Here is a 3,930-nt window from a genome sequence, read left to right as displayed (position 1 = left end):
ATCCACGAAGAAGGCCGCTACCGGGTCTTTATCGACTTGCAGCGCCATCGCGGCCGCTTTCCGAAGGCAACGGCGCGGTTTGAGGATGGCGAACGCGAGATCACCGTCTGGTGTTCAAATGATTATCTCGGCATGGGACAGGATCCCGATGTGCTCGACGCCATGCATCAGGCGATCGACAGCTTTGGTGCCGGCTCGGGTGGTACGCGCAATATTTCAGGCACGACGCGCTATCACGTCGATCTGGAGCGCGAGCTCGCAGACCTTCACGGCAAGAGCGGAGCGCTTCTGTTTACCTCTGGCTATGTCGCCAATGAGGCCACACTGTCGACGCTTGGCAAAATCCTGCCCGGCCTGATCATCTATTCAGATGCCCTGAACCATGCCTCGATGATTGAAGGCATTCGCCGGTCCGGAGCAGAACGCCGGGTCTTCCGTCACAACGACGTCGGCCACCTTCGGGCGCTGATGGAAAATGACGACCCTGAGCGGCCGAAACTCATCGCCTTCGAGAGCGTCTATTCCATGGACGGTGATATCGGCCCGATCGAGGAAATTTGCGATCTGGCGGACGAGTTCGATGCTCTCACCTATCTCGATGAAGTGCATGCCGTCGGCATGTATGGCGACGAAGGTGCGGGCGTGGCCCAGCGCGACGGCCTGATGGACCGCGTCGATATCATCGAAGGCACGCTCGGCAAGGCCTATGGCGTAATGGGTGGTTACATTGCCGGTCACAGCACCATGGTCGATGCGATCCGCTCCATGGCCTCCGGTTTTATTTTCACCACATCCACATGCCCGGTGATGGCGGCAGGGGCGCTCCGCAGCGTCAGCAAGCTCAGATCCGAAGAGGGCGTTAAGCTGCGCGAGCAGCATCAGGCGAACGCGCAGCTTCTCAAGGAGAAGTTCAGAGCCGCCGGCCTGCCGGTCATGGACAGCGTCACCCATATCGTGCCGCTGCTCGTTGGCGATCCCGAAAAATGCAAGGCTCTATCTGACACGCTGCTCTTTGATTTTGGCATCTACGTGCAGCCTATCAACTATCCGACGGTTCCGCGCGGCACAGAACGGCTCCGCTTCACACCGGGCCCTGTCCACGATGAGGCCATGATGGATGAATTGGTAGCGTCTATTCTTGCTGTCTGGAAACAGCTCGGTCTCGAACAGGCCGCCTGAGCTAAATTCAACTGACACCTATAGCAGCGCTGTCTTGCTCGATGTGGCGATGACGCTTAAACGGGAGCGAGCTCAGCCACAGGAGTGCCGCCATGCCCGATTCTGCGACAAGCGCGAATTTTGACGAAGCCCGCTTCTTTACCGCAAGCGTAAACGAGACCGACCCGGAACTTGCTGCAGCGATCGGCAAGGAGCAGTCGCGCCAGCAGCATGAAATCGAGCTTATTGCCTCGGAAAATATCGTCTCAAAAGCCGTGCTTGAAGCGCAAGGCTCCATCCTCACGAACAAGTATGCCGAAGGTTATCCGGGCAAGCGGTACTATGGTGGCTGCCAATATGTAGATTTGGCCGAAAATCTGGCGATTGAGCGGGCGAAAGCGCTGTTCAACTGTGGATTCGCCAACGTTCAGCCCAATTCCGGAAGCCAGGCCAATCAGGCGGTCTTCCAGGCGCTGATCAAGCCGGGAGACACGATCCTCGGCATGAGCCTTGATGCCGGCGGTCACCTCACCCACGGTGCAAAACCCAACCAGTCAGGCAAATGGTTCAACGCTGTTCAGTATGGCGTACGTGAAAGCGATCACCTGATCGATTTCGATCAGGTTCGTGACCTGGCGCGCGAACACCAGCCAAAGCTGATCATTGCTGGCGGTTCCGCCTATCCGCGCCAGATAGACTTCAAGCAATTCCGCGAGATTGCAGACGAAGTCGGCGCGTTCTTCCTTGTCGATATGGCGCATTTTGCGGGGCTCGTTGCTGGCGGCGTCCACCCCAACCCGCTCGACTATTGCGATGTCGCAACAACCACGACCCACAAGACGCTGCGCGGTCCACGCGGCGGCATGGTCCTGACCAATGACGAGACCATTGCCAAGAAGGTCAATTCAGCGGTTTTCCCCGGCATACAAGGCGGCCCGCTAATGCACGTGATTGCGGCCAAGGCGGTCGCTTTTGGTGAAGCGTTGTCACCAGCCTTCAATCAGTACGCAGCTGAAGTCGTTTCCAATGCGCGCGCCATGGCTAGCGCTGCCAAGGCATCCGGTCTCGATCTCGTCTCAGGCGGGACCGACACGCATGTCGCGCTGATTGATCTGCGGCCCAAGAATGTCACCGGCAAGGATGCCGAAGAAGCGCTCGGCCGCGCCTTCATCACCTGCAACAAGAACGGCGTGCCTTTCGATCCGCAGAAGCCGATGATCACAAGCGGTATCCGGGTAGGCTCTCCGGCCGGTACAACACGCGGCTTCGGAGAAGACGAGTTCCGCCAGATCGGCGAGTGGATCGGCCAGATTGTTGATGCCGTGGCGCAGGGCGATTCTGAAGGCGTTGAAACGCGTATCCGCGAAGAAGTGAAGGCCCTCACGGCCCGCTTCCCGATCTACAACGGCTTGGGAGCCTGACTTGAAGTGCCCCTTCTGCACAGCTGAGAATACGGCGGTAAAGGATTCCCGGCCCGCTGAAGACAATACAGCTGTGCGCCGGCGCCGCGCCTGCGAAGTCTGCGGCGGGCGGTTCACCACATTCGAACGCGTGCAACTTCGCGATATTGTGGTCGTCAAAAGGGATGGCAAGCGCGCGCTTTTCGACCGCGAGAAAGTCGCCAAGTCCGTCACGATCGCCCTTCGCAAACGCGCTGTCGGCGATGAAAGCGTCGAGCAGCTTGTCTCCGGCATTGTCCGCAAGCTCGAAAGCAGCGGCGAGACCGAAGTCGGGTCCGAAGACATCGGGGAACTCGTCATGGAAGCGCTGAAAACCGTCGATCCCGTTGGCTATGTCCGGTACGCAAGCGTCTACAAGGACTTCAAGGACCCCAGTGATTTTGCGCGGTTCATTGAATCCTCGGCGCTCGAAGAAGGCTCAGACGAAGCGTGACAGCGCGGGCGTCCGTCAGCCTGAAGATCGCGACCTCGCTTGACGCTAAAATCGCCTTGTCTAATGGCACGAGCCAGTGGATCACCAATTCCAGGTCCCGCGCGCGGTCTCACCAGCTCAGGGCAGAGCATGATGCGGTGCTGGTTGGCATCGGAACGGTGCTGGCGGATGACCCTCTGCTCACGGCGCGGACGGTCCCGCTACCAGATACACAACCCGCACGCATCGTCGCCGATAGCCGCCTGAGAACCCCTGATGCGTCGAGACTGGTCGGATCGACATCTGCTGGCCGTGTCATCCTCGCGCACGCTCAGACGCCTCAGGAGGCCGCCTACGGCAATCCAGCAGTGGAGACATGGGCGGTGGGCGGTCAAACAGGCCAGGTCTCTCCCCAAGAGCTTGTCCGGCGCGCGCGGGCAGAAGGCCTCGACCGAATTTTCCTTGAAGGGGGTGGCAAGCTGGCGGCGAGCTTTTTCAGCGAAGGCCTGGTTGACCGGATCTACTGGTTTCGGGCACCGATCATTATCGGTGGAGATGGGCTACCCTCTATCGCTGCGCTTGGCCTCAGCGAGATGGGTCAGACCTCTCGCTGGCACCTCGCCGGACGCGAGGATATCGATGGCGACAGCCTCGAAATCTGGGACCCGGCCTGAACAATTCGTCTCATGCCCCGGCGTCAGTAATTGGAGTAGACGCGCATCCTTCATATATGGACGCGTGAGGAGGGCCGGATGTTTACTGGACTGGTGACCGATATCGGCAAGATTGTTAGCGCCGAAGACCGCAACGGCCTTCGCAGGCTGCGCGTCGAGTCGTCCTATCCTGTCGATGCAATCAGTATGGGCGCATCCATCATGCATTCTGGTGTCTGCCTGACCG

Annotated in this window: 4 protein-coding genes and 1 pseudogene; all 5 read left to right on the top strand. The window is 59.4% G+C overall.

Going from position 1 to position 3,930, the window contains the following annotated elements:
• The coding region (gene hemA, locus WA989_RS07540; protein ID WP_424339891.1) for a 5-aminolevulinate synthase at positions 1-1,179 on the top strand (1,179 nt) is incomplete at its 5' end.
• A 92-nt stretch (positions 1,180-1,271) separates the two neighbouring features.
• Positions 1,272-2,579: a serine hydroxymethyltransferase gene (gene glyA, locus WA989_RS07535; RefSeq protein ID WP_424339890.1), complete on the top strand. Its 1,308-nt coding sequence runs from the start codon at positions 1,272-1,274 to the stop codon at positions 2,577-2,579.
• A 1-nt stretch (position 2,580) separates the two neighbouring features.
• Positions 2,581-3,051: a transcriptional regulator NrdR gene (gene nrdR / locus WA989_RS07530; RefSeq protein ID WP_424339889.1), complete on the top strand. Its 471-nt coding sequence runs from the start codon at positions 2,581-2,583 to the stop codon at positions 3,049-3,051.
• Positions 3,048-3,704, top strand: coding sequence for a RibD family protein (locus WA989_RS07525; RefSeq protein ID WP_424339888.1), 657 nt, complete (start codon positions 3,048-3,050; stop codon positions 3,702-3,704). The genes nrdR and WA989_RS07525 overlap by 4 nt, the downstream gene beginning before the upstream one ends.
• Before the next feature lie 78 nt (positions 3,705-3,782).
• A pseudogene (locus WA989_RS07520) lies at positions 3,783-3,930 on the top strand (riboflavin synthase); the annotation flags it as partial.

It is taken from the genome of Henriciella sp. (genome assembly GCF_049649345.1).
GTDB lineage: Bacteria > Pseudomonadota > Alphaproteobacteria > Caulobacterales > Hyphomonadaceae > Henriciella.
This window is presented reverse-complemented; position numbering and strand designations above follow the sequence as displayed.

What these genes read in the sequence shown, in the direction of transcription:
- glyA (WP_424339890.1), top strand. Translation starts at nt 1,272, where the DNA reads ATGCCCGATTCTGCGACAAGCGCGAATTTTGACGAAGCCCGCTTCTTT.